Annotated in this window: 26 protein-coding genes; 12 read left to right on the top strand and 14 right to left on the bottom strand. The window is 59.4% G+C overall.

Features of this window, described 5'->3' with window-relative positions; genetic code table 11:
• Positions 1 to 10: 10 nt before the first annotated feature.
• From CPter91_RS24395 to CPter91_RS24385, 3 genes are all read left to right on the top strand, one after another.
• Positions 11 to 235 (top strand): DUF1289 domain-containing protein, encoded by a 225-nt coding sequence (locus CPter91_RS24395; RefSeq protein WP_061945293.1) that lies wholly within the window; start codon positions 11 to 13, stop codon positions 233 to 235.
• Entirely contained in the window at positions 232 to 1,146 is a 915-nt protein-coding gene (locus CPter91_RS24390; protein WP_061945291.1) for an MBL fold metallo-hydrolase, read from the top strand. Before CPter91_RS24395 ends, CPter91_RS24390 begins: the two co-directional genes overlap by 4 nt.
• Before the next feature lie 134 nt (positions 1,147 to 1,280).
• Positions 1,281 to 2,240, top strand: a complete 960-nt coding sequence (locus CPter91_RS24385) for an NAD(P)H-dependent flavin oxidoreductase (protein ID WP_061945289.1) — start codon at positions 1,281 to 1,283, stop codon at positions 2,238 to 2,240.
• Positions 2,241 to 2,284: 44 nt separating this feature from the next.
• Here the strand turns inward: CPter91_RS24385 and CPter91_RS24380 are convergent, their stop codons facing one another.
• From CPter91_RS24380 to hisC, 5 genes are all read right to left on the bottom strand, one after another.
• A complete protein-coding gene (locus CPter91_RS24380) occupies positions 2,285 to 3,106 on the bottom strand; it encodes an FkbM family methyltransferase (RefSeq protein ID WP_061945287.1) in 822 nt (273 codons plus the stop codon).
• Positions 3,107 to 3,129: 23 nt separating this feature from the next.
• Positions 3,130 to 3,864, bottom strand: coding sequence for an alpha/beta fold hydrolase (locus tag CPter91_RS24375; RefSeq protein ID WP_061945285.1), 735 nt, complete (start codon positions 3,862 to 3,864; stop codon positions 3,130 to 3,132).
• Positions 3,864 to 4,613 carry an META and DUF4377 domain-containing protein gene (locus CPter91_RS24370; RefSeq protein ID WP_061945283.1) on the bottom strand — a complete coding sequence of 250 codons (750 nt, stop codon included), beginning with the start codon at positions 4,611 to 4,613 and terminating at the stop codon, positions 3,864 to 3,866. Before CPter91_RS24370 ends, CPter91_RS24375 begins: the two co-directional genes overlap by 1 nt.
• A gap of 52 nt (positions 4,614 to 4,665) precedes the next feature.
• Entirely contained in the window at positions 4,666 to 5,811 is a 1,146-nt protein-coding gene (locus tag CPter91_RS24365) for an MFS transporter (protein ID WP_417924831.1), read from the bottom strand.
• Between the two features lie 103 nt (positions 5,812 to 5,914).
• Positions 5,915 to 7,003, bottom strand: coding sequence for a histidinol-phosphate transaminase (gene hisC, locus CPter91_RS24360; protein WP_061945279.1), 1,089 nt, complete (start codon positions 7,001 to 7,003; stop codon positions 5,915 to 5,917).
• 181 nt (positions 7,004 to 7,184) lie between these two features.
• Here hisC and CPter91_RS24355 point away from each other — a divergent pair, with 181 nt between their 5' ends.
• The 3 genes from CPter91_RS24355 to CPter91_RS24345 all read left to right on the top strand — a co-directional run bounded on the left by CPter91_RS24355 (position 7,185) and on the right by CPter91_RS24345 (position 9,990).
• Positions 7,185 to 8,036 (top strand): mechanosensitive ion channel family protein, encoded by an 852-nt coding sequence (locus tag CPter91_RS24355; protein ID WP_082793220.1) that lies wholly within the window; start codon positions 7,185 to 7,187, stop codon positions 8,034 to 8,036.
• Between the two features lie 325 nt (positions 8,037 to 8,361).
• Positions 8,362 to 9,414 (top strand): type II asparaginase, encoded by a 1,053-nt coding sequence (locus CPter91_RS24350; RefSeq protein WP_061946607.1) that lies wholly within the window; start codon positions 8,362 to 8,364, stop codon positions 9,412 to 9,414.
• Positions 9,415 to 9,591: 177 nt separating this feature from the next.
• Positions 9,592 to 9,990: a GtrA family protein gene (locus CPter91_RS24345; RefSeq protein WP_061945275.1), complete on the top strand. Its 399-nt coding sequence runs from the start codon at positions 9,592 to 9,594 to the stop codon at positions 9,988 to 9,990.
• A 9-nt stretch (positions 9,991 to 9,999) separates the two neighbouring features.
• Here CPter91_RS24345 and CPter91_RS24340 read toward each other — a convergent pair whose 3' ends face one another.
• A complete protein-coding gene (locus tag CPter91_RS24340) occupies positions 10,000 to 10,971 on the bottom strand; it encodes a glycosyltransferase family 2 protein (RefSeq protein ID WP_061945273.1) in 972 nt (323 codons plus the stop codon).
• A 51-nt stretch (positions 10,972 to 11,022) separates the two neighbouring features.
• Positions 11,023 to 13,335, bottom strand: a complete 2,313-nt coding sequence (locus CPter91_RS24335; RefSeq protein WP_150119804.1) for a hypothetical protein — start codon at positions 13,333 to 13,335, stop codon at positions 11,023 to 11,025.
• A 340-nt stretch (positions 13,336 to 13,675) separates the two neighbouring features.
• Between CPter91_RS24335 and CPter91_RS24330 the strand changes: the two genes are divergently transcribed.
• Together CPter91_RS24330 and CPter91_RS24325 are read left to right on the top strand one after the other, a co-directional pair.
• Positions 13,676 to 14,254, top strand: coding sequence for a DUF4337 domain-containing protein (locus tag CPter91_RS24330; protein WP_061945269.1), 579 nt, complete (start codon positions 13,676 to 13,678; stop codon positions 14,252 to 14,254).
• A 27-nt stretch (positions 14,255 to 14,281) separates the two neighbouring features.
• A complete protein-coding gene (locus CPter91_RS24325) occupies positions 14,282 to 14,500 on the top strand; it encodes a DUF6500 family protein (RefSeq protein ID WP_061946605.1) in 219 nt (72 codons plus the stop codon).
• A gap of 59 nt (positions 14,501 to 14,559) precedes the next feature.
• Here CPter91_RS24325 and ettA read toward each other — a convergent pair whose 3' ends face one another.
• The 3 genes from ettA to CPter91_RS24310 all read right to left on the bottom strand — a co-directional run bounded on the left by ettA (position 14,560) and on the right by CPter91_RS24310 (position 18,042).
• Entirely contained in the window at positions 14,560 to 16,227 is a 1,668-nt protein-coding gene (gene ettA, locus CPter91_RS24320; protein WP_061945267.1) for an energy-dependent translational throttle protein EttA, read from the bottom strand.
• 117 nt (positions 16,228 to 16,344) lie between these two features.
• Positions 16,345 to 17,235: an EamA family transporter RarD gene (rarD, locus tag CPter91_RS24315; protein ID WP_061945265.1), complete on the bottom strand. Its 891-nt coding sequence runs from the start codon at positions 17,233 to 17,235 to the stop codon at positions 16,345 to 16,347.
• 147 nt (positions 17,236 to 17,382) lie between these two features.
• Entirely contained in the window at positions 17,383 to 18,042 is a 660-nt protein-coding gene (locus CPter91_RS24310; protein WP_257722471.1) for a Dph6-related ATP pyrophosphatase, read from the bottom strand.
• A gap of 293 nt (positions 18,043 to 18,335) precedes the next feature.
• Between CPter91_RS24310 and CPter91_RS27850 the strand changes: the two genes are divergently transcribed.
• Entirely contained in the window at positions 18,336 to 18,500 is a 165-nt protein-coding gene (locus CPter91_RS27850) for an ion channel (RefSeq protein WP_082793216.1), read from the top strand.
• A gap of 43 nt (positions 18,501 to 18,543) precedes the next feature.
• Here CPter91_RS27850 and CPter91_RS26135 read toward each other — a convergent pair whose 3' ends face one another.
• Entirely contained in the window at positions 18,544 to 18,822 is a 279-nt protein-coding gene (locus tag CPter91_RS26135) for a helix-turn-helix domain-containing protein (protein ID WP_082793562.1), read from the bottom strand.
• 75 nt (positions 18,823 to 18,897) lie between these two features.
• Between CPter91_RS26135 and CPter91_RS27555 the strand changes: the two genes are divergently transcribed.
• Positions 18,898 to 19,305 carry an ATP-binding cassette domain-containing protein gene (locus tag CPter91_RS27555; protein WP_205631636.1) on the top strand — a complete coding sequence of 136 codons (408 nt, stop codon included), beginning with the start codon at positions 18,898 to 18,900 and terminating at the stop codon, positions 19,303 to 19,305.
• Here the strand turns inward: CPter91_RS27555 and CPter91_RS24305 are convergent.
• The gene (locus tag CPter91_RS24305) at positions 19,195 to 19,896 is read right to left on the bottom strand and encodes a cytochrome c biogenesis CcdA family protein (RefSeq protein ID WP_061945263.1); all 702 of its coding nucleotides are present in this window, start codon (positions 19,894 to 19,896) and stop codon (positions 19,195 to 19,197) included. The two genes, CPter91_RS27555 and CPter91_RS24305, sit on opposite strands and share 111 nt — an antisense overlap.
• Positions 19,897 to 20,157: 261 nt before the next feature.
• Here CPter91_RS24305 and CPter91_RS24300 point away from each other — a divergent pair, with 261 nt between their 5' ends.
• Together CPter91_RS24300 and CPter91_RS24295 are read left to right on the top strand one after the other, a co-directional pair.
• On the top strand, positions 20,158 to 20,898 hold the full coding sequence (locus CPter91_RS24300; protein ID WP_061945261.1) for a response regulator: 741 nt from the start codon (positions 20,158 to 20,160) through the stop codon (positions 20,896 to 20,898).
• Between the two features lie 11 nt (positions 20,899 to 20,909).
• Complete coding sequence (locus CPter91_RS24295; protein ID WP_061946602.1) at positions 20,910 to 22,226, top strand: ATP-binding protein; 1,317 nt, start codon at positions 20,910 to 20,912, stop codon at positions 22,224 to 22,226.
• 12 nt (positions 22,227 to 22,238) lie between these two features.
• Here CPter91_RS24295 and CPter91_RS24290 read toward each other — a convergent pair whose 3' ends face one another.
• Positions 22,239 to 24,050, bottom strand: coding sequence for an ATP-binding response regulator (locus CPter91_RS24290; RefSeq protein WP_061945259.1), 1,812 nt, complete (start codon positions 24,048 to 24,050; stop codon positions 22,239 to 22,241).
• 96 nt (positions 24,051 to 24,146) lie between these two features.
• Entirely contained in the window at positions 24,147 to 25,004 is an 858-nt protein-coding gene (locus CPter91_RS24285; protein ID WP_061945257.1) for a helix-turn-helix domain-containing protein, read from the bottom strand.
• Between the last annotated feature and the right edge of the window lie 165 nt (positions 25,005 to 25,169).

Raw genomic sequence — 25,169 nt, 5'->3', positions numbered from 1 at the left:
CAGAGACATTGTGAAAAACCTGCAAACCAAGTCCGCCATTGTTTCCGCGGCTGCCGACGCCGGCGTGGACTACAGTGCCTCGCCCTGCATCAACGTCTGCGTGATGAATCCGCACACCGCTTTGTGCGACGGCTGCCAGCGCAGCCTGGATGAAATCGCCGCCTGGGGTGGCGCCAGCGAGGCGCAGAAGCGCGCCATCTGGCAGCTGATCCGGCAACGGCGCGCGGCGCCATGAGCGCGATCCAGTTGCCGCCGACCATGCGCGTGCTGGAACGCGGCTGGCTGTCTTCCAACAACATCCTGTTCCTCGGCAGCACGCAGACTGCGCTGGTGGACAGCGGCTATCTCACCCATGCGCCGCAAACCCTGGCGCTGGTGGCGCACGGCTTGCAAGGGCGGCCGCTGGATCGTTTGCTGAATACCCATCTGCATTCCGACCATTGCGGCGGCAACGCCGCCCTGCAGCAGGTGTACGGCTGCCGCACGTCGATTCCCGCCGGCCAGGCCGAGCAGGTGCGGCGCTGGGACCGGGACGCGTTGAGTTACAGCGGCACCGGCCAGCAATGTGCACCTTTCACTTTCGACGATACCTTGCAGCCCGGCGACTGGCTGACCCTGGGCGATCTGCAATGGCAAGTGCTGGCGGCGGCCGGCCACGATCCGCATTCGCTGGTGTTTTATTGCCCGCAGCACGGCATCCTGATTTCCGCCGACGCCCTGTGGGAAAACGGCTTTGGCGTGATCTTCCCGGAACTGGACGGCGCATCCGGCTTTGCCGAGGCGCAGGCGACGCTGGAGCTGATTGCCTCTCTTGACGTGCGGCTGGTGATTCCCGGCCACGGCAGCCCTTTCACCGATGCCGGCGCGGCGCTGGAGCGGGCCTTCGCGCGGCTCGCCTATCTGGCCGCCGATCCGCAGCGCAACGCCGCCAATGCGATCAAGGTCTTGCTCAAATTCCTGCTGCTGGAACGGCAACAGATCAGACTGGACGAGGTGGAGCAGATGCTGACCAGCCTGCCGCTGGTCGATGCCGCCAACCGCCGCTATCTGCAGCGCAGCGGCACCGGCCTCGCCGAATGGACAGTGGCCCAGCTGCTGCGCGCCGGGGCGGCGGAAGTGCGCGACGGTTACTTGTTAAACCGCTAATGGGATGAAGCCGTCCATAGAGCGTCAAGCCAGCCGAGAGCCGGGTTTAGAGGACAAAATCTAGCACGATCGTACTTTTTATTCTGGGCTTCCCCCTATAATCAGCCATTCAACTCCCAATTCAAGAGGTCGTTATGGCACTGCCAGCTGCGTTGCAAAACCTGAGCCTTCCCGTCATCGGTTCGCCGATGTTCATCGCCAGCGGCCCGGCCCTGGTGGCCGCCCAGTGCAAGGCGGGCATCGTCGGTTCTTTCCCTGCTCTCAACGCCCGGCCGGCGGAATTGCTGGATGTCTGGCTGACCGATTTGCAGGCCGAGCTGGCTGCCTACCAGGCCGAGCATCCCGGCGCCAAGATCGGCCCGATCGCGGTCAACCAGATCGTCCATCAATCGAACGACCGCCTGGCGCACGACGTCGCGGTATGCGTCAAGCATCAGGTCCCTATCATCATCTCCAGCCTGCGCGCACCGCCACCGGAAATGATGGATGCGATCCACAGTTATGGCGGTATCGTGCTGCACGACGTGATCTCGATCCGCCATGCGCAGAAGGCGCTGGAAGCAGGCGTCGACGGCCTGATCCTGGTGGCGGCCGGCGCCGGCGGCCATGCCGGACCGCTGTCGCCGTTTGCACTGGTAGGCGAGGTGCGTAAATTCTTCAAGGGTCCGATCGCCCTGTCGGGCGCGATCGCTACCGGCGATGCGATCCTGGCGGCGCAAGCCATGGGCGCCGACTTTGCCTATATCGGCTCGCGCTGGCTGGCGACCAAGGAAGCGCATGTCGACGATGCCTATCGTCAGGCCATCGTAGAGTCCACGGCGGCGGATGTGGTGTACACCAATCTGTTCACCGGCGTGCACGGCAACTATCTGAAGAAATCGATCGTCAATGCCGGCCTCGATCCGGACAATCTGCCGGAGGCGGATAAATCGAAGATGAATTTCGGTTCCGGCGGCACTGGCGCCAAGGCCTGGCGCGATATCTGGGGCGCCGGCCAGGGCGTGGGCCTGATGGATGACATACCAAGCGTTGCGCAGATGGTGGATCGCCTGCAGACTGAATACCAGGCGGCGCGCAAGCGTCTGGCGCTGTAGACGATGCAGGGAACGGGTCAGCGCTGCCTGACCCGCTTGAACCGTCAGCTGGTCAGGAGCACCAGGCCCTCTTTGACCGAAATCTGCGCCAGCGTGGGATCCGCTTCATGTACCGCAATCGCATTCAGTCCCGCTGGAAATACACGATAGCCTAGCTCCTTGAGAAAGACTTCAATCGCCGCCGGGTCGGATTTGATGACCTCGATGCACATGATCGGCAGATGCTTTTGTATGGTGGCGCGGGCGCCGCGCAGTACGTCCAGTTCCATGCCCTCGACATCCAGTTTCACCAGATCCAGACGTTCCAGTTTCAGCGAATCCAGGCTGACCATCGGTACAGTCGTGCCGGCACCCGCTTCGTAGGAAATCTGCTGGCCGATGAACTCGGTATTCGGGCGCTGACGCAGCTCCAGGCTGCCAAAACTGGATGCCTTGAAGTAGTCCGGCTGCGGCACCGTCAGCTCGCCGCATTGCTCACCCAGCGCCGACAGTTTCACCCGCGCGTTCAGGCAATTGTTGAGGGCGACGTTGCCGGCCAGGGCGTAGAACACGACTTCCTGCGCTTCAAAGGCCAGCACCCGGCCCCAGCCATGCATGTGGCGCGCCCATTCGATGGTATGGACGCCGACGTTGGCGCCGCCGTCGATGGCGAACACGCCATCGCCGAAATGACGGCGCCGGCAATTCAGCAAGGCCAGCGCAAAGTCTATTTCGACGGCATCGAAACTGGAATTGCTGAGGATCTGATAGCCGACCCCGTAACCATTGTTTTCATTGACGCCGTGATGATCGTTGCGGTTCACGATCATGCTGCCGTGATTGGATGCTGCCAGGACAAAAGCGATAGGGCGAAGTGGAAAAGACATGGCTGGCAATCCTTAAGGTGGTGTTACATCATCATTCGATATTCGATACTACTGATCCAGTCCGACAAAATCTGCAGCAACTGCTGCGGCTTTTCCAGCGGCGTCATGTGGCCGCAGTTTTCGATCAGGACCATGTGGGCCGTGGCGATCTGCTCCAGCATCTGCTGCGACTCGGCGATGCTGCTGAGCTGGTCGTTGTTGCTGGCGACGATCAGCGTCGGGCACTGGATTTTATGCAGCTCGGCATAGCCGTCGCTGCGCAAGGCCGACAGCTGGCGGATAAAAACGTCCTTGCCGTTGCGCAGTGCCATAGCCTGCAGCCGTTCCAGCAGGACGCGGTCGTGCGCCAGGTCAGGATGCAGCGACGACGCTAACGCGCGGCTGGTGAGGCCCTTGAACGGCACCTGCTTCGCCAGTTCCAGCTGCACCTTGTTGCCGGCGATTTCGCGCGGATTCTGCTGCCGTGCCGAGGTGTTCAGCAGCGCCAGCGCAATTACGCGTTCAGGCGCCTGCTGCATGATGGCTTGCGCCACATAGCCGCCCATGGAAAAGCCGATCAGGATGAAACGCGGCGGCGCCTGCTGCAGCACGCGCGCCGCCATGGTGCTGATCGAATCGTCCTGGCCGAGATCGCCGAAATGCAGCTGGCCCAGCTGCTGCAGGCCCTCGCGCAGGTCGTCCCACAGGGTCTGGTCGAGCATGAAGCCGGGCAGCAGCAACAGCTGCAGACGGTCATTGTTTTCTACCGATAGCGCCATTATTTCTTGACCACTTCCTGTTCCACGATCATGTCGAGCGTCCACTTGATCGAACTGGCGTCGGCTGGCGGATTGAGCACCGGTTCTTCCAGGATGCGCAGCCGGTAGGCGATGCCGGGTTCAAAATTGAAGCCAACGATATTGCCGTACCAGAGCTGCCACGGATCTTCCTTGCGTTCGCGGATCTGCAGGCAGGTGGTGCGCATCACGCCGGCGCTGCATGGGATTTTTTGCGCCGCGACGTAAACAAATTTGATCTTGGCGGCGGCACTCGGTTTTTCGCGCTGATAGAAACTGAGGGTCTGGCCATCCACGGTTTTCATTTCCAGCACCGGCCCGTTGATCTTGTAATTGTTGACGGCTTGCAGCTTGTCGAGGAAATCGGCTTCGAACTGCATTGCCGGCGGCGGGCAAGCCATGCGCGTGGTCACCGCTTCGACGATGGTCAACTGGCCGGCGGCGCGCACCGAGTAGGGCGCTGAAAACTGATTGCAGCCGGCACGGCCGCTGACTCTGCCCTTGCCGTCCTGCATGTCGAAATTCAGGATCACGGGTTCACCGTTGTCGCCATGCGGGATGGTGTGGCCGCTCCAGCTAGTTAATTTCCAGCGCACAGCTGACAGCGCCGGATCGTTGCCGGCCACTGGCGCCGGCGGCGTCGCAGCGCAAGCGGCCAGGGTAAAGCCGACGGCAGCGCTGACGGTCAGGCCGCGCAAGCGTGGCAGTGAAAAAATCGAGGCAAGCGTCATAGGGACTCCTGGTTGAGGGTGGGCCAGTTCACATTCTAGCTTAGTGGCTTGCCTATTCCAGCCATTTGGCACGGCTGGCGGCCAGCGCCACCGCTGCGCACAGCAGGCCGACCAGCGAGAGCGCTACGGTCAAGCCGAAGCCGTGGGCGACAAAGCCGATCAGCGGTGGACCGATCAGGCCACCTGTATAGCCCATGGTGGTGACGCCCGCCAGCGCGGTCGGACCGTGACGGCCGGCGGCGCTGAAAAGAAATGGAAATATGGTGGCGACGCCGACCCCGGTCAGCGCAAAGCCGGCAATGGCGAGGGGAATGGCGCTGGCCGCCAGCGCGATCAGCATGCCGATGCCGGCTGCCAGCGCGCCGCCGGCAACGATGCGGCGAGCGCCGAATGCTTCTTTCAGGCGGTCGCCTACTAGCCTGGTCAACAGCATCATGCCGGCAAAGAAGGCGAAGGCCAGCGGCGCCACGCCGTCGCTGGCCAGCAGCTGGTCTTTCATGTAGACGCCGCTCCAGTCGGCCACCGAGCCTTCGACGATGGCGCCGCCAAAGGCTACCACGCCGAGCGCGATCAGCGGGCCGTGCGGCAGCGCAAAGTGTTTTTTCCCGGCGATGTACTGCGGCTGGTCATTTGGCAACGCGCGATAGCACAGGCGTAGCGGGACCAGCGCCAACAGCACGATCACGGCAAAGTGCAGCAAGGGCCCGATGCTGAGCCCGGCGATGGCGCTGCCCAGCAGGGCGCCGGAGAGTGTACCGACGCAGTACCAGGCGTGCAGCTGCGACATGATCGAACGGCCGGCGATTTTCTCAGCTTCGGCGCCCAGCGTATTGATCGCTACGTTGAAGCAACTGGAACAGACGCCGAGACAGAGCATCGCCAGCATCAGTACGGGCAGGTTGGGCGCCAGCGCCAGGCATGGCACGCTCAGCAACAGCGCCAGGCCGGCATACCAGCAGGCGCGGCGGGCGCCGTAGTGGCCGATCAGCCAGGCTGCCAGCGGAAACGAGCTGACCGCGCCGATGCCGCCGCCCAGCAGGAACAGGCTGATGCTGGCGGGATCCAGCTGCAGATGATCGCGCAGCGCGGGGATGCGCGAAACCCAGCTGGCGAAGGTCACGCCGACCAGCAGGAACAGCAGCGGTAGCGCTACCTGGCGCATGCGTGGGTGGGCGGCACTGGATGATGCGATGGGCATGGACATTGAGTGAAGGAAAAGTCACGGCTTGGGCAGCTGCAGGCCATGCAGGCAGCGGAATCAGCGTCGCCGGCGATATAGGCGCCGGCACGCTGAGGCAAGGTCAGAAGTCGGCCGGCAATTTCTTCAGATGCAGCTGCAAGGCATCCAGCAATGCCTGGCAAGCCTCATCGGTGCCGACCGTAATGCGCAGGAACTGGGCGATGCGGGCAGCACTGAAATGGCGCACGATGATGCCGTCGCCACGCAGGCTGGCGGCCAGTTTGGCGGCGTCATGGCGCGGATGGCGCGCAAACACAAAGTTGGCGGCCGACGGCAGCACCTCGAAGCCTAGCGTTTTCAGTCCTGTCACCATGCGTTCGCGGCTGGCGATCACTGCCTGCCGGGTCTTGTCGAAATGCGCCTGGTCCTTGATGGCGGCAGTGGCGCCGGCGATCGCCATGCGGTCCAGCGGATAGGAATTGAAACTGTTCTTGACCCGTTCCAGCGCCGTGATCAGATCCGGATGGCCGATCGCAAAGCCGACCCGCAAGCCGGCCAGCGAGCGCGACTTCGACAGGGTCTGCACCACCAGCAGATTGGGATAGCGCGCCACCAGCGGGATCGCGCTGTCGCCGCCGAAATCGACATAAGCCTCGTCGACGATCACCACGCAATCGGGTTGCCCCGCTACCAGCCGCTCGACCTCGGCCAGTGGCAGCAGACAGCCGGTAGGCGCATTCGGATTCGGGAAAATGATGCCGCCGACAGCGACGCCCAGATAGTCGTCGACGCGCAGGCTGAAATCCGCTGCCAGCGGCACTGTGCGGTGCTCCACCTGGTACAGGCCGCAGTAGGTCGGGTAAAAGCTGTAGCTGATGTCCGGGAACAGGATCGGTTCTTCGTGCTGCAGCAGGGCTTGGAAGGCATGCGCCAGCACTTCGTCGGAACCGTTGCCGACAAACACGTTGGCTCTGGTGATGCCGTGCGCGGCGTTCTGTTCGGCCAGCGCCCGTTTCAGCATATCGGCTTCGGGATCGGGATACAGGCGCAGGCTGTCGCCCGCCTCGGCGGCAATCGCGGCCAGCGCCAGCGGCGACGGTCCGTAAGGATTCTCATTGGTGTTGAGCTTGACCAGCTTGCTCAGCTTGGGTTGTTCGCCGGGGGTATAAGGCGTCAGGCGGCTGACGATAGGACTCCAGAATTTGCTCATATTGTGCTGACGGGGTGACGCAGTGCGGTGGCTAAAGAAGGTGGGCGAATCAGCCGTATGGTAGCAAACCCGGAGCGCTCTGGCTGGGTTTTGCGGGTTGTATCTAAGTCAACTGGTAACATAGAGGACTGAATTTGCGGACCCGGTTCGCGCTTTTCCTTACAAGCAACAGGAGCTGCCCTTGAATATATTAGCCGTCAATCAACTTACAACGCTCTGGAATTTCCTTCTGGAATCCTCCCTGCACTACGGCCTGAACGCCGTACTCGCCATTTTCACGCTGGCAGTAGGCTGGTGGCTGTCATCGCGTTTTGCCAATGCGCTCGACCGCGTCATGATCCGCGCCAGCCTCGACGCCACTTTGCGGCCGGTGCTGCGCAGCGTGCTGCTGTGGCTGGTGCGCTTGATCACGCTGGTGGCCGTGCTGGGTCAGTTCGGGGTGCAGACCGCGAGTATCGTCGCCATTCTCGGCGCCGCCGGCCTGGCCATCGGCCTGGCTTTGCAAGGCACTTTGCAAAACATCGCGGCCGGCATGATGCTGCTGTTCCTGCGGCCGTTCCAGGTGGGCGAATACATTTCCAACGGCAGCATCGAAGGCACGGTCGATGAAATCGGCCTGTTCGCCACCAAGCTGACCAAGGCCGACGGCATCTGTCTGTTCGTGCCCAACAATCAGCTCTGGAACAGTGCGCTGACCAACTTCAGCCGCAACAATACGCGCCGTATCGACATGCCGGTCGGTATCAATTACAAGGACAACCCGGCCGCGGCGATCCAGGCCCTGCAAAAGCTGTTGCTGGCGGACGAGCGGATCCTGGCGACGCCGGCGCCGCTGGTAGTGGTCACCGATCATGCCGACAGCGCGGTGATGCTGAACATGCGCGCCTGGACCACCACTTCCGAATACTGGGCGGTGCGCTGGTCGCTGGCACAAAACCTGCAAGCGGCATTGGCGTCGGTGAACTGCTCGATCCCGTTCCCCACCCGCGAGCTGCTCATTACGCAGGCAGCCGAAGCCAGTACGGCAGCGTAGGCAAAAACGGGGCAGGCGTTGACTGACATTTCTTTTTGATAATAAAATCGCGCGCCTGCCCGATCTCGGCGATGACTATAACGGTTGTGCATAAAGCTATGCATAGTTAGCATAGGCTGGTTGTCCACTTTCCGTTACAGTTTCGCTGCGCGACGGCGTATTGCTCAATGCGTATTGAGCAATATTGAACTGCCGCGTGACCGCTGTCTGGCCTGTTTTTCAGCTTTATTTCCAGCCCAGGCTGCGGTCCACAATTATTCACAAAATCAGGAGATTTATGTCTACCCGCAAACTTACACTGCGCACTGCGCAATCCTATGCACTGATGATGTTCGGCGCCCTGTTGCTGTCGACTTCCGCGGTGCACGCGCAAGATGCTCAGGCCAAACTGCCGAACGTCGTGATCCTGGCGACCGGCGGCACCATCGCCGGCACCGGCGCCGACAGCACCACCACCGTCGGCTATACCTCGGCCACCGTGGGCGTGGAAAAGCTGATCGCCGCCGTGCCGGAGCTGAAGAAAGTCGCTAACGTCAAGGGCGAGCAGGTATTCCAGATCGCCAGCGAAAGCATGACCAACGACCACTGGCTGAAGCTGGCCAAGCGCGTCAACGCGCTGCTGGCGCAACCGGATGTGGACGGCATCGTCATCACCCACGGTACTGACACCATCGAAGAAACCGCTTACTTCCTCGACCTCACGGTCAAGAGCCGCAAGCCGGTGGTGGTGGTCGGCGCCATGCGTCCATCGACCGCGATCTCGGCCGACGGCCCGATCAACCTGTACAACGCGGTCCTGCTGGCCGGCAGCAAGGATGCCATCGGCAAGGGCGTGCTGGTGTCGCTGAACGACCAGATCAACGCTGCGCGCGAAGTCACCAAGACCAACACCTCAACCACCGACACCTTCAAGTCGACCGAACTCGGCATGCTGGGCTACATCCAGGGCAACAAGGCTTACTTCTACCGCCAGTCGACCCGCAAGAACACGGTCGATACCGAATTCGACGTCAGCAAGCTGGACGTGCTGCCGCAGGTTGACATCATCTACGGCTACGCCAACATGACCCGCGCCGCACTCGATGCGCAAGTGGCTTCCGGCGCCAAGGGCATCATCCAGGCCGGCGTCGGCGACGGCAGCGTTGCAGCGCAAATGAAAACGCCGCTGGTTGAAGCGCGCAAAAAAGGCGTGATCATCGTCCGCGCCAGCCGCGTCGGCCAAGGCATCGTGGCGCGTAACGGCGAGGCTAACGACGACGAGCTGGACTTCGTGGTAGCCGATACACTCAATGCGCAAAAGGCCCGCATCCTGCTGATGCTGGCGCTGACCAAGACCAAAGACACCAAAGAAATCCAGCGCATGTTCTATACCTATTGATCCGGGATTCCTGATCCGGGCAGCAAAAAAGCCAGTTGAAATCATCAGCTGGCTTTTTTTATTGCGGGGACGGCCTGGCGGCGTCCGGAAGGTCTCCGGAACAACGATGCTAAGATAGCGGCCGCACAGGCGCTAACCGAATCTGCCCATGGCAGAGATCAGAAACAGAGGCTGCAATTGAACATCCGCAAAGAATTTCTTATCTTTGGCGTTGTCGGAACGGTGGGATTTCTGGTGGACGCAGGCGTACTGTATCTGCTCAAGGGCAGCTTGGGTTTGTACTGGGCGCGCGTGCCTTCTTTCTTTTGCGCCGCGACGGCGACCTGGCTGCTGAACCGCCAGTTTACTTTCCGCAACCGCGTCTCCGGCGTATCGATTTTCCAGGAATATGCAAAGTACTTCGGCCTGATGCTGGGCGGCGGCGCCGTCAACTACCTGGTCTATGCGATTGCAGTATCGCTGCTTCCCACGGCTTCCTACCGCCCGCTGGCAAGCGTGGCGCTGGGAAGCATCGCCGGCATGTTCATCAACTATTTCTTCGCGCGCTATTTTGTCTTCCGCCGGAGACTGCGATAACTTTCCTGGCTACCCTTGACGGCGTTCCGAACGCGACAGCCAGCGCAGCTCGAATTCGAGACGCTGCTGATGTGCCACCGAATCGAGGATCAGGCCGATGCCGATGGCCATCGCCGCCGCAATGCAGAGGCCGGTCGCCAGGATGGCCAGCGGGACGTGATAAATGTAGCGATACTGGATCCAGTCATCAAATACCGGCACACCGGCAGCAAAGCCGGACAACAGCAGGATCAGGCTGAGCGTGCTGAAAAACGCCAGCGGACGGTAATAGCGGAAAATCTGGGCGATCGCAAACAGCACGCGCGTGCCGTCGGACAAAGTGTTGAGCTTGGACACGCTGCCACTCGGCCGGTCCTTGTAGGCAACCGGTATTTCGACAATCCGCAGGCGTTTGTGCAAGGCATGCAAAGTCATGTCGGTTTCGATCTGGAAGCCTTCGGCCAGCACCGGGTAAGTCTTGACAAAGTCGCGGCTGAAGACCCGGTAGCCGCTCATGATGTCGACCAGCTTGGCGCGGAACAGGCGGTTCACCATCCATTGCACCAGGCCGTTGCCGAAGCCATGGAACGAGCGCTGGTTTTCGCGCGCATAGTCGCCGCCGGACTGGCGGTCGCCCACCACCATGTCGGCGCGGCCTTCGAGCACCGGAGCCATCAATTCGCGGGCCTGGTCTGCCGGATAGGTCAGGTCGGCATCCGCCAGCACATAGATGTCGGCGTCGATTTCGATGAACGCGCGCCGGAGGGCGCTGCCCTTGCCCTGGCGGCCTTCGTTCAGCACGCGGCCGGGACACGACAGCTGCTGCAGCGTCTGTTCGGCGAATTCACGCGTGCGGTCGCTGGAATTATTGTTGATGACGTAGATCACCGCTTCTGGCAAGGCGGCGTGAAACGCCTTGACCGTATCGGCAATGGTCAGTTCTTCGTTGTAGGCTGGCAGGATGACTGCAATAAGCTGATTCGATACGGCTGCGTTTGACATACATCTCCATCTTTTATGTCCTCCCCCGTCGTTGCGGAGTCGGCGTTAATTTTATCTGGCTATTGCATCGAAGCGGTGCCGGCGGCGTTGCAGCAGAAATGAACGGACCAGCAATCCCGCCGAAATCAGCAGCGTCAGCAATGATAACCACAAGCCGTAGCGAAAGGTCGATGATGAAAAGCGGAATTCAAGCTTGTGCCTGCCTGCCGGCACCATGACTGCCTTGCCCAGCAACTGGCCGCTGAATACGTGCGTCGCCTGGCCGTCGATGGTGGCGCGCCAGCCGGGATAGTTGGCGTCGGCCAGGAACAGCCAGCCCGCTTCGGCGGCATCCACATCGACTGCGTAAAAAGTAGGCTGCTTGGTTAGCACTTTGAAGCGGATGGCATCCGCTTTGTTGTCGGCGTCCGACAACGGTGGCAGCGTCTGTCCCTTGGCTGCTTCGATGATCAGTTCCGGCTGGCGCGGCGTTTGCAGCAGCTGCAGCGCTTCATCGTCCGAAGACACGGGGCGATAGCGGGTAAAGCTCTGGAACAGCGGCTGTGCAGCCGTGTTTTCCATGATCCACATGTTCTGCTGCTGGTCATGCACGGCAACCTGAAAACCCGGCGCCGTCAGTTGCCGGTCTGCGGAGATGAAGCGGACGCCGAGCAGATCGATGGCGCGCTGGCCGGGCCCTGTCTTGGTGCGGCCCTCCATCTCGTTTTCAAACACAGGGATCAGCAGAGCCCGGGCGCGCAAGGGCAAGGCCAGGGCGCCGTCTTCCGATGGCGTATCCCAGCGCATGTTGCTCAGCGCCGCGTTCGAGGCCAGCGCTCTTTCCGCATTGGCATCCAGATCCGGAACTCTTGAATTACGCATGGCGTAGGCGACCGCCAGGCTGTGATTGATGAACTTGGTGTCCTGGATCGGATAGCGTTGCGCCAATGCCTGCAGGGTTGCTGGCCGCCGCAGCAGGGAGACGTCGCCGAAATGAAACAGATGCAGCCGCAGCGCACAGCACTCAAGCAGCAGCAGCGCAAACATCAGCAGCGGGATGTGGCGCGCTTTGCCGCTGGCCACCAGAATCACGGCGGCGATCAATGCCAGGGCGGCAATGGCAAGATGCTGCCAAGGCGTCGCCGTTTCAACGCTGATGGCGATCAGGATGCCCCAGGCCGCGATATAGAAAATGGCGGCGAGCCACAGGCGCTTGTGGCGCCGCCAGCCCGCAGCGGACGCGCGCCCCTGGCTGCTCAGGCTATCGATGACAAAGGCGGCCAGGACAGCGATGCCGATGCAGGCGATTTCCAGATAGGACTGCGTGGTCCTGAAAAAATGCAGACCCGGCACCAGGTGCCAGTCGTAGAGCATGAGAAATAGCGGCGAGGCCTTGCCTGCACCGAGCTGTATCAGTATCAGCACCGCAAGCAGAATCCCTTTTTCACGCCAGGACGACTTAAACAGTGGGAACAGCGAGGCCAGCATGCAGACCAGCAGGCTGCCGATTCCCGGGATCTGGTCGAGCCGGTCGCGCGCCAGCGCCAGCTGAGTGGGGGTGTACAGCAGCCCGCGCAGCACCGCCATGGGTGAAAATTCAAAAAACAGGCCAACCCCGGCGCTGCGATGGGAGAGCGATGCAAGTTCAAGCAGCGGCAGCAATTGCACCGCGGCGAGCCCCAGGAACAGCAATGCCGCAAGCGCTGCAGTCGTCACCAGTTGAAGCCGCTGCGCTCGCCACAGTTTCCTGCCATCTTCGGAAAACGGCATGGCGAACAAGGAAAATACGGCATATAGCGCAGTGGCATGCACCAGTTGAGGATATCCGGCGAGGATCATCATCGTCGCTGCCGCCGCCAGCAGTACCGCCTGTCTGGCAAGCGGTTTCCTGAGCCAGGCTTCTGTCGCAGCAAGCGCCCAGGGAGCCCATGCCAGCGTGCCGGAAATGGTCAGGTTATTCTGTTCCTGCAGCCAGGCCGTGGAAAAAACCAAAGCCAGTGCAGCAAAGCCGGCCGACCAGGCGCTGCGGCCCAGCAGCCGGCACAGTACGAAGACACCGGCGGCGGCAATCAGCATGCACACCAGGTGGAAGATATTGACGCCGATCACCGGCGGCAGCAGCCAGGCTAGCAGGATATTGAGCGGATTAGCGAAACCGCCTTGTCCTTCTGCAAACAACGGATGGCCGCCGTAGACCTTGTCGGTCCATAGCGGCGTCTCGCCGCCATGCAGGAAGCGGGAGTGGAAATCGAACAGCGGCAAGCCATGGATGATTGAGTCGCCGTGTATCAGGCTCTTGCCCTCGAACAGGGTAGGCCACCAGAAAACCAGGGTCAGCAAGAGCAGTACGCAAAAAACCAGAAGGGATTTTTTATTATTTGTCATGTTGCGAGAACGATACTGAAACGCTTGAGCAAACTCACTTGCTGGAATTTCGCGCCTTTGACGGCGATGCGACATCATCTGTTTTGATAGCAATCGGCCATGAATTCTATCCCAATAGCAATTTTGAGAAACGGGAATATTGAGCGAATCCGGCAAACTAGAGTAAGGGATCGGTATATGTGGCAAGGCATTCAAGGGCGCTCGCTCTTCTTGGAGCAAAAAACACGCCATTTCATTTTCCCGAGCAATCAATATTTTCTTGAGAAGGAATTTCAAGAGACCTTAATATTGCATAATGTAAATTAACGTCTGCCCCATCACACTTAATCATTACTTGCCAATGTCCGAAGAATTCGAAGTCCTCAGCCCGCACGAACACCATCTGGAACACGTCACCGAGCACGCCCACGGCAGCGGTGACAATTTCGCCGGCAAGATCGCCGTGATGACCGCCATCATGGCCACCGTCGGCGCCATGTTCAGCTACCAGGCCGGTTCCACCGAAAGCGAGGCGGCGATGAACAAGAACAACGCCGCCATCAAGAAAACCGAAGCGTCCAACCAGTGGAACTACTACCAGGCCAAATCCAGCCGGCAAAACCTGGCCGAACTGGCGACCCATATTCCCGGCGTCGATGCGGCGCACTACACCGCCGAAGCGGCGCGCTACAAGAGCGAAAAAGAAGTGGTGCAAAAGAAGGCTCAGCAGCTGGAAGAAGAGGCCAGCGCCTGGGATGAGAAGTCAGAGCAGGTATTGCACCAGCATCACCGCTGGGCGCAGGCGATGACAGCGATCCAGATCGCGATTTCGCTGGCGGCGATTACGCTGCTGACGCGCAAGGAGTGGCTGAAGAAACTGGCTTACGGCGCGGGAGGCGTCAGCGTGGTGCTGGGCATCCTGGCCTGGCAACACATCTAAGTTCGCTTGCCTAAAGAGGAAAATGCCATGAGGGCAGGTTTGAGGGAAAAAATAATTGACGTATGCAACAAGAAAATCAAAGACAAGGGCGCGGATGTAGGGCTATCGTTTTATGCCTTCTTTGCCAACAAGAACGATAATCCGGCCTTATTGATGGAAGCGGCGGAATGGTGGATCAAGCGACATCAGCTAGACCATTTTGAAAAAGCGGTGAAGATCAAAAAAATGGTCGAGGAAATGATGTAGGCCGGCCGTCCGCCGCGAAAGACAGAAAGCGCAAGCGCCCTCTGTCTCGATCACGTCATTCAGCGCGTTACAGGCTTGTAGCGGATGCGCTTAGGCTTGGCGCCTTCTTCACCGAGGCGCTTGCGCTTGTCGGCTTCATATTCCTGGTAGTTACCGTCGAAGAACGAGACTTGCGATTCGCCTTCGAAAGCCAAGATGTGCGTGGCGATGCGGTCCAGGAACCAGCGGTCATGGCTGATCACCATCACGCTGCCGGCGAATTCCAGCAAGGCGTCTTCCAGCGCGCGCAAGGTTTCGACGTCGAGATCGTTGGACGGTTCATCCAGCAGCAGCACGTTGCCGCCCTGTAGCAAGGTTTTGGCCAGGTGCAGGCGGCCGCGCTCGCCGCCGGACAGGTTGCCGACGATCTTTTGCTGGTCGCCGCCCTTGAAGTTGAAGCGTCCCAAGTAGGCGCGCGACGGCATCTCGAAACGGCCGACGGTGAGGATGTCGGCGCCGCCGGAGACGTCTTCGAACACGGTCTTTTGGTCCGACAGAGAATCGCGCGACTGGTCAACGATGGAGACGCGGGCGGTGGTGCCGAGCACCACTTCGCCGCTGTCCGGCTGTTCCTTGCCGGTGATCATCTTGAACAAGGTCGATTTACCGGCGCCGTTCGGGCCGATGATGCCGACGATGGCGCCGGCCGGGATGCGGAAGCTGAGGTTGTCGATCAGCATGCGGTCGCCGAACGATTTGCTGACGTTCTTGAACTCGATCACTTCATTGCCCAGGCGCTCTGCCACCGGGATGAAGATTTCCTGGGTCTCGTTGCGCTTCTGGTATTCGTGCTCGCTCAATTCATTGAAGCGAGCCAGGCGCGCCTTGCTCTTGGCCTGGCGGCCCTTCGGATTCTGCCGTACCCATTCCAGTTCCTTGGCGATGGTTTTCTGCCGTGAGGACTCTGTCGCCTCTTCCTGCTTCAGGCGGTCGCCCTTCTGTTCCAGCCACGAGCTGTAGTTGCCCTTCCAGGGGATGCCGTGGCCACGGTCCAGTTCCAGGATCCATTCGGCGGCGTTGTCGAGGAAGTAGCGGTCATGGGTGATGCCGACCACGGTGCCCGGGAAGCGTTGCAGGAACTGTTCCAGCCAGTCGACCGATTCGGCGTCCAGATGGTTGGTCGGCTCGTCCAGCAGCAGCATGTCCGGCTTCGACAGCAGCAGGCGGCATAGCGCCACGCGGCGCTTTTCGCCGCCGGAGAGAACGCCGATCTTGGCGTCCCATGGCGGCAGGCGCAGGGCGTCGGCGGCCATTTCCAGCTGCAGGTCGAGATTGCCATCGCCGGCAGTGGCGAGGATGTCTTCCAGCCGCGCCTGTTCGGCCGCCAGCGCATCGAAATCCGCATTTTCATCGGCATAGGCCGCGTACACCGCATCCAGCTTGGCTTGTGCTTCAAACGCTTCGCCCAGCCCGCCTTCGACGGCCTGGCGCACGGTCTGTTCCGGATCGAGCTGCGGTTCCTGCGGCAGGTAGCCGATGTTCAGGCCCGGCATGGGTACGGCTTCGCCCTGGATATCCTTGTCGATGCCGGCCATGATTTTCAGCAGGGTCGATTTGCCGGAACCGTTCAGGCCCAGCACGCCGATCTTGGCGCCGGGGAAGAACGACAGCGAAATATCTTTCAGGATCTGGCGTTTGGGCGGCACGATCTTGCCGACCTTGTTCATTGTGTAGACGTATTGGGCCATGAGGAGCAGTGATGATAAAAAAGTAATGCGGTGAATAAGAGCGGCCCTTGCTAACGGGCCGGAACTGCCAAGAATAACCTATGCGCGCCGGGTTGACGAGTTGTTAAGGCCAAGCCTTCAGGCCGACGTGCCTGGGCGTATTTTAAACGTTCGCCATAGTCCCTCGGCCGAATACAGTCCCAAAGCACACCAGATCAGGATAAAACCGTTGAGGCGGTCGCCATCCAGCTGCTCGCCGTACAGCCAGACGCCGAACAATAGTTGCAGCGAAGGTGTGATGTACTGCAGCACGCCGACCAGCGATAGCGGAATGCGGCGGGCGCCGGCGGCGAACATCAGCAAGGGGATCGAGGTGATCGGCCCGGCCGCCGCCAGCAGCCACTTGGTGGAGGTCGAGGCGCTGCTGAAGGTGTTGTGGCCTTGCAGCGAGGTATACACCAGGAAGGCCAGCGCCAGCGGCAGCACCAGCGCGGTCTCCAGCGCCAGGCCAGGCAGCGCGCCAAGGCTGGCGGTCTTGCGCAGCAAGCCGTAGCCGCCGAAGGTCACGGCCAGGGTCAGCGCAATCCAGGGTGGATGGCCGGCCTGCCAGGTCAGCCACAGCACGGCGCCGGCGGCGATGGCGATCGCCAGCCATTGCAGCGGCCGCGGCCGTTCGTGCAGGAACACCAGGCCAAGCGCGACGCTGACCATCGGATTGATGAAGTAGCCCAGGCTGGCTTCGACGATGTGGTTATTGTTGACCGCCCAGATGTAAGTGGTCCAGTTGGCGGTCAGCAGCAGGGCGCTGGCGACGAAGCCGCCGATCACGCGCGGCTGGCGCAGCACCGGCCCGACCCAGGCCCACTGCTTGCGCGCGGTCAGCACGATCATCAGGAACAGGAAGGACCAGAGGATGCGGTGGGCGACGATGTCGACCGGCGGAATCTCCGCTTCCAGCGCCTTGAAGTAAATCGGGAACAAGCCCCACAGGACGTAGGCGGCGATGGCGTAGAGCATTCCTGCTTGCATGGTGTGATCGATCTAGAGTGAGAGGCGGCGCCGATATTGTTCTGTTGACGCCTGTCGGTGGCGCGCTGCGGGCGGACGGCATATGGCATTTTACGCAATATCCGTCGGTGCATGGCCGTAACGCAACGTCTCGCCGCGCCAGACACTTCAGATTGCCGTCAGCTCCTGAAAATAAAACATGGTCGATCCCAATTCCGGCGGCGCCTGGTAAGGGCTGATGCGGGTGCGCCGGAACGGCACGGCATGGGCAAACGCCGGGCCGTCGTAGACGAAGGTATGGAATTCACCGTTCTCGCCACAGGCATCGACGCCGGCCGGCAGATCGGCGAGGAAGGCGGCATCGAATTCACGGCCGCAGAATTCTTGCGGTAGATAATTGCCGTTGATGCAGACCACCACCGCTTTGAAGCCGAGCGCCAGGAATTCATCCACCAGCTGGCGGCGCGGCTGCAGCCACAAGGGCAGGCAAGCTTGCAGGCCAGCCTGGGCGCAGACTTTTTCTTCCCACTCGCGGTGCGCCTGCAGGTCGATATCGCCGAACACCGCGTGGCGCACGCCGTCGCCATGGGCAGCGCGCAAGGCGGCGATGAATTTTTCTTCATACTGCTGCCAGCTGGCGCTGTAGAACGCCAGCGGCACGCCGAGCGCATCGGCCTGGGCCTGCAGCAAGGCCGGCGGCACGCCGTGTGAACGAGTGCGCTGGCCGCTTTCATCGAGCGCGGTGATCAGGCGATGGATCTGCATCCCGCTTTGCCGCGCGCGCCACAGCGCCAGGCAGGAATCCTTGCCTGATAGCCGCGTCTTTATTTTGTCAACTGAACACGTTCTATTGGTAATCGTAATTATTTCTGGGGAGGTAACAACTCTGAATCGTGTTTTTTGTAAAGAAGTTGTTATATTTTTTCTACATATCAACATTTTCAATCAGTCACGTGCCTCCCGTTGTGCCGGAAATTGCTCTGGTTCTTGTGGTGGAATGTGCGATGTGGGGTTACGGCGAACGCCGCTACCGAATATTTTTCTTTGCGCTACTTATGATCGGCATCTATGCCCGAATGTTTCACGGAGCTGATTGGGGCGATAAAGCATCTCTGAACTGAATTTACGGTATATATTTCTCCGCCGTCACATTCACTACCTTGGGCTACGGAGATATCTGGCCAACAACAACGACCTTAAAAATGCTGTGTGGATCTGAAGCCATCCTCGGCGCGTTTAATATGGGTTTAGTCGTCGCAGGTTTTGCGGGCCGCAGCAAGCACTAGGCATAAGCGGAGCTCTTGTCGAGCCTGCTGGTACCTGCAACACTCAGGAATCAAACGACTTAGCTTCGGAAATAATTCTATCGCAAAGCCGTTCCACGGTGATTTTTTCAGATAGCGAATAAGCGAGCAAAAGTAGGGTCGTCGGATGAATTCCCAGCACAGCTGAAAGATCATCAACTTTGTCCAGAGTGGGGGATTTCATACCTCGTTCTAAAGTACTCAAATAAGTGCGACTTGAAACTTCCGAAAAATCTTCCTGAGTCAAATCTTTGTGTTTGCGCACAATGCGCAAAGCGTCGGCAAATCCTTTGCGTAACGTCATCGCAATCTCCATAAAGAAGACTGGACGTACTCATTTTGATCACTTTAGGGCTACAATCTATAGTGTTCATTTTAAGTGCCTGCAAAAGATGCTTGCTTTACCCCATTGCGACGAACCTATCTGTATCAGAATTTTGGCTTAAAGGTCAGCCCCGGCAAAGTAATTGCGATCATGGGGCCTTCCGGTTCCGGTAAGAGTACGTTGACCAAGCTATTACAAGGTTTTTATGTTCCATCAGACGGCCAGATCAAATTAGACGGCAACGATAGCCGTTCCGGTTTTCTGCGCGAGCGCATCATGCGCGGAACATTACATTGTCTCCTTATAGCCGGCATAGGTCTTGCGCTCACCTCTTCCTCACGGCCCCTGTATTCACAAGCTTTGTTGCAGAGCCGGGTAGAAATTCGACAGCCACACTGTGATCAAAGTGTCGTACTGGTAATACATGGCGGCGGCGGTGAGGATGATAAAGACGCCGAATAATTGCTGCATGCGGCTTGAATAACGCGCAACCTTGCGCACCCGGCTGGACGCCTGCTGGCCGCCGTAGGCAATGGCCAGCATCGGGATGCCAGCGCCTATCGAGTAACTCAGCAACAGCACTGTAGCGCGGCCCAGGTTGTGCGAGGTCGCCACCAGTGTCAGGATGGACCCGAGCACAGGCCCGGCGCAGGGGGTCCAGACGGCGCCGAGGGTCATGCCCAGCACCAGTCCGCCGATATTGCCGGACTCGGCGCGGGAGCCGATCCCATTGACGCGGTTGATGGCGCCGCTCAGGCGCAGTGTCAGCAGTTCGAACGGTCGTTTCCATATCATCAGCACGCCGAACACCAGTAACAGTGCGATAGCAGCGTCGCGCAGGTTCTGCTGCGACAAGCCCAGTATGTCGGAAAATAAGCTGAACACCAGCGCGCAGGCGGAGAACGTGACGACAAAGCCGAGTGCGATGAAGGCTGGGCGAGCCCGGCTGGTCTGGCCAATCGAAGTGCCGAGCAGAATCGGCAGCATCGGCAAAATACAGGGGGCGGCGATGGTGAACACCCCAGCCATGAGCGCTAGCAGGATATTGAACATCAGGCGGCCTTGTAATCAAGGCGGGTCCATGGATGCATGACAATGTGTTTCATCGGGTTTCTCCAAACGGTTTGATTGCATGAGGCCCGCTGTCGGCTGCAAGCAGGCGCGTCAGCGAGTACAGTGATTTCAACCCGCCCATGTATCTGCCATGTGTTTTTGCGGTGCGGATCTTGCAATGTTGTGTATATGCCGGAGCCGCAGATACATTAAGATATAAATGTGTGGTTCTCCATTGAAAAAAACGGATATAAAGCAAGTATGAAACAAGCTGACCACCTCTTGATCGTCGACGACGATCGTGACATCCGCGAGCTGTTGACCGAATACCTGACCAAAAACGGGTTTCAAGTGAGCACGGTCGCCAATGGTAAACAAATGCGTGTGGCGCTTGAAGTGAGCACATTTGATCTGATCATTCTCGATCTGATGCTGCCCGGCGAGGACGGCCTTGCCCTGTGCCGTGATTTGCGCACCGGGAAGACCAAGGCGGTGCCGATCCTGATGCTGACTGCGCGCTCCGATGAAACCGATCGCGTAGTTGGCCTGGAGATGGGGGCCGACGATTATCTGACCAAGCCGTTCGCTTCGCGCGAGCTGATGGCGCGCATCCGTGCGGTGCTGCGGCGAACCCGGATGCTGCCGCCGAATTTGAATACCGTCGATTCGGCGCATACCATTGCCTTCGGCGATTGGCTGCTCGATACCAGGGCGCGCCATTTGCTCGATCCCAGCGGCACCATGGTGTCTCTGAGCGGCGCCGAATTCCGCCTGCTGCGGGTGTTCCTCGACCATCCGCAGCGCGTCCTGAACCGGGACCAGCTGCTCAATCTGACCCAGGGCCGTGAGGCCGAGTTATTCGATCGCTCTATCGATCTGCTGGTCAGCCGCTTGCGCCAGCGTTTGCTGGAGGATGCACGTGAGCCGCGTTACATCAAGACCGTGCGCAACGAGGGCTACGTCTTTGCCGCCGTCGTCGAGCCTGGCAGAGAACTGCCGTGAAGGCGTCTGCGCTGCCGGCTCGGCTGCCTTGGTGGCCACGTTCCTTGTTCGGCCGCCTGACCCTCATATTATGTTTCGGGCTGATTGCTGCGCATGGGCTGTCGTTCGGCTTGATCCTGTATGAACGGGCCCAGTCCGGCAAGACCATGATGTTGTATAGCCTGGGCAAAGACGTTGCCAGTTCGGTCGCCATCCTCGAACGGGTGCCGGCCGCAGAGCGCGCCACCTGGCTGGGCAAGCTGGAGCGCCGCAACTACCACTATGTGCTCGGACCCGTGGCCGAGGGCGCGCCGGTCCGGCTGCCCTTGGCAACGGAGGTGATTGCCTCGATCGGGGCTGCGCTTGATACTAGCTATACAGTGACCACGACTGCCGTGCCGGCCGCCGGCCGCAAGCAGCTCGACATCCACCTGAGGCTGGCCGATGGCACGCCGCTGACGATCGTGCTGAGTCCATCGGCCATGCCGGTTTCGCCGTGGGTGCCGTTGATCATTTCGGTCCAACTCGGCATGTTGACGTTGTTCATGTGGCTGGCCGTGCGTCTGGCAACCCGTCCGCTGGCGCAATTGGCGCGCGCAGCCGATTTGATGACGCCGGATATGAAAATTAATCCGCTGCCGGAAGACGGGCCGCTGGAAGTGGCGCGGGCGGCAGCCGCCTTTAACGCCATGCAACGTCGGATTGCCGATTTTCTGAACGAGCGCATGCAGATTCTGGCGGCAGTCTCGCATGATCTGCAAACTCCCATCACGCGCATGCGCCTGCGGGCGGACCTGATGGATAATTCACTCCAGCGCGACAAGATGCTGGGCGACTTGCTGGCCATGCAGGCGCTGGTGGAGGAGGGTATCGCGTATGCCCGCAACGCTCAGGGCATCACTGAAGCTCCTTGCCGCACTGACCTTGATGCACTGCTTGGCAGCCTGGTATACGACTACATCGATGCCGGCCATGCGCTGCGCCTGAGCGGCCAGGTCAACCGTCCGTTAATGACGCGACCGCATGCCTTGCGGCGGATTATTACCAACCTGGTCGACAATGCGCTCAAGTTTGGCGAGGATGTGGAAATCCAGGTGGCAGCCGCACCGCTTGGCCAGATCTCCATTGCGGTGCTCGATCGCGGTCCCGGCATCCGGCAGTCCGAATTGCACGCGGTATTGCAGCCGTTCTATCGCATTGAAAATTCGCGCAATCGGGAGACCGGCGGCGCCGGCCTGGGCTTGGCAATCGCGCAGCAACTGGCCGTAGCGCTGGGCGGCGTGCTGAAGTTGTCAAATCGGGACGGCGGCGGTCTGCAAGCACAGTTTTCGCTGCCTCTTGCCGACTGACCCTGCGCTTCCCTATCTTTTCGCCCAGATCGTCTGGTGCAGGATGGCGCCCAATTTCTCCTGGCGGATCGGCTTCAGCAGATAGTGTGAGAAAAACCGCAATTCTTCGTCCGTGCTGTTCTTTTGCAGATAGGCGCTGATGCCGATAACGGGTGCATGCTGGTTTGGTCCCGCGTTGTTGCGGACATGTGCTGCGACGGCAAAACCATCCGGTTCCGGCATCTGGATATCCAGCAAGATGGCGTCAAAACGCTGAACCGCGATTTTTTGCAGTGCGTTTTCACCGCTGTCGGCGACCTCGCACTGATAGCCGAGTTGTTCGATGACTTCCTTCAATGAGGCCCGGACATCCATGTTGTCGTCGACCAGCAATATACGATTTTGCCGAATTGCATTGAGGTCGCTTGCCGCTTCCGCAGGCGCGGCTGGAGCGACTATTTCTATCGGCAGGCTGACCTCGAAGCAGGTGCCGGATCCAAGTGCACTGCGGATCAGGATATCGCCGCCGAATAAATCCACTAGGCGCTTCACGATGGCCAGTCCGAGCCCCGCGCCTTCATAGCGTCGCGCATGGGACTGGTCTATTTGGATGAACGGTTCAAACAATCTGGGCAAATCGTCCTCGCCGATGCCGGGGCCGGTGTCTTCCACGCTGAACACCAGGTGTGACGTGCCGGGCGTCACGGGGGCGAGGTGCACGCGCACTTCGCCCTGCTCGGAATATTTGATCGCGTTGGAAATCAGGTTGCTGGCGATCTGCTGGATACGATACTGATCGGACGATACGTTGATATCGCTGTCCTGGATCTGGGCAATGAGCTTGAGGCCTTTTTCCTTTGCCTGGCTGTCGAAATTTTCCACAACGGATTGCATCAGTTTGCAAGGTTTGAATGTGGCCTGACGCAGGCTCAGTTTTTTTGCGTCCAGCCGCGCGTAGTCTGTTACATCCTTCAGTTGCTCTTCAAGCTGCACCGACGCCTCACCTAGTCGCTTAATGATACTGACGTCCGAATGATGATTTTTCTTTTGTGTGTGCAGCGTGAGCAGATCGATCGACGAGATAATGGTCTGCAGCGGCGTCCGCAACTCATGGCTGATCATGCCCAGCAGAGTATTTTTGCTCATGATTGCGTTCTGGCTGGCGATCAGAGCCTGGTGCTCGGCTTTGATCGCGTATTCCTGCTGTTTATTAACTGCGCGCGAGTGCCTGACATTGAGCAGCAGCAGCGCAACCCATACGGAAAAATTGGCCCACAGGAGCGATCCGCTGATAAACATCGAACGGCGGAGAAGTAACAGATTGTCGGCAGTTGCAGTGTAATGGTCATGCTCGAAATTGCGCACCGCATTGGTCAGGTCGTCGAGCGGCCGGCGCATGCTTTCGAATTGCTGCACCATCTCTTTCGCGACGTTTGCATGCTGCGGCAATTGAGGTAATTCGCTGGTCAGTGTCTGCATGAAACTGCTCAGTGCGAACAGGCTGCTGCGATATTCCGGCATCTGCCGGGCGAGCTCATCCAGCTTGGCTGGTTCGGATAATTTTCGGAACTTGGACTGTAAATTCTGATAGCGCTTATTCAGTTCTTCAGCGTCTTGGTCCAAGCCAGTCGAATAGCGGACTGTCTCCTGACCCATGCGCTCGAAAGAGATCTGGAACTGTGCGAAAGCATCGTAATTGCTGGACTGCGGGCCGAACGCGCCGGATAGCTTGCTTTGCGTCAGGAAAATTGTCTGGCCAAAATACACCATCACCCCGGTCAGCAGGAGTGAGGTGACGAAGAAAAATATTGTCTGCTTGCTTGGTGTTTTTGTTATGTTTTTCATCGCAGGTGATAGTCTCTAAACGAACGCCAGCCGGTAGTCAGGCCGCGGCTGTGGCCGCTCGCCGAGCTTTGCAATACTGCCAGCTGGAGCGGTTCTTCAGGATTGAATGATCGTGCTGGACAGCTCCGCCGCGATGATCGACAGACGGGTCGGTTTTTCCTGGCAGATCACGTTGAATTGCACGATGACGCGGGCCACATCCGATTCGTTGGCCTTGCCTGTAATGAGCTGGCCTGTTAATAAAATGATAGGCGCGGCCGAATTGTAAGACAGGCGGATAGAACGGATCAGTTGCTCGGTAGTGGTCGAGCCCAATAACCAGTCCACCACATAGCCATCGAACTCTGTTTCCTGCATCGCCGCTTCCAGGCTTGCATGGCTGTAAAACGATGTCGCCTTGAATCCGGTTTCATTTAGATAGTCGCGCAGATTGTCGGCTGAGTTTTTGTCATCGTCGATCACGGCGATGCTGGGCAGATGGGGCTGATGGACGTGAATCTCGATTTTTTCGACTTGATGGCGCGGCGCGCTGCCGTCCAGCGCCGGGCAATTTTCCACGATGCGCCAGCCGTGTTCCGTTTTCAGCGCAACAAATTCAGCCCGGTGCTGTATCGCCGCCTGGCCGCCGATCCAAGCAATACAGGACAGTTCGCGCTCCCCAACGACAAAAATGGCATCGTGTATTTCACCATCATTTTCGGTCGTCGCGCTGCTGTAATGAGTAAGGTCCAGCGTGCCGACCGGCTCATTAAAATGTTCACTGATCTTCTTGAGCTGTTCCAGCGTCCATGGGCTGGTCCCTTTTAACTTTCGGTGTGCGTGCGAAAAGCTTAGATTGAGTATGCGGGTAAGTTCCTTGGATTGCCTGCGCCTGGGAATGCCCCGACCTTCCATCAATTTGCGTACACCTTCGGCCACCGTGGCGGAATCAAAAATATTTTCTGCAGCTTGCATTTCTCTGTGCTCTTTACTTCCTGATTAATCAGATAAGCCACTTTTGGCGGCGACTCGGGTCGAAGGGCGGACCTCCACAAGGCGTTATTGCGCTCCTGCTGCCACATCGATCCAAAGAAAAATTCGCATGCTTTATCTGTTGAGTATAAACGAATCCGGACGCCG

Source organism: Collimonas pratensis (assembly GCF_001584185.1).
Classification (GTDB): domain Bacteria; phylum Pseudomonadota; class Gammaproteobacteria; order Burkholderiales; family Burkholderiaceae_D; genus Collimonas; species Collimonas pratensis.
This window is presented reverse-complemented; position numbering and strand designations above follow the sequence as displayed.